Genomic DNA, 266 nt, shown 5'->3' with positions numbered 1-266 from the left:
GCCTTGCGCAGGGTATCGATCAGAGCCTGGATACGGGCGTGCTGCATTTTCATCGAAGCCTTGTTGACGATCAGCCTGGAGGTGATGTCGGCGATGAAATCCTGGGGCTCCAGGCCGTTGGCTCGCAAGGTGTTGCCGGTGTCGACCACGTCGATGATCTTGTCGGCCAGACCGATCAGCGGCGCCAGTTCCATCGAGCCATAGAGCTTGATGATGTCGACCTGACGACCCTGCTCGGCGTAGTAACGCTTGGCAACGTTGACGAA

The 266-nt window shown here is 58.6% G+C and carries 1 protein-coding gene; it reads right to left on the bottom strand.

Annotated elements, in window-relative coordinates; translation table 11 throughout:
• Positions 1–266 (bottom strand): type 2 periplasmic-binding domain-containing protein (locus AB2L51_RS15255; protein ID WP_475557855.1); only part of this gene is annotated, 266 nt, incomplete at both ends.

The organism is Acetobacter fabarum, from assembly GCF_040702925.2.
In the GTDB taxonomy this organism is placed as follows: Bacteria; Pseudomonadota; Alphaproteobacteria; order Acetobacterales; family Acetobacteraceae; genus Acetobacter; species Acetobacter fabarum_B.
Note: the sequence above shows the minus strand (reverse complement) of the source record. Positions and strands in the feature narration are given on the sequence as shown.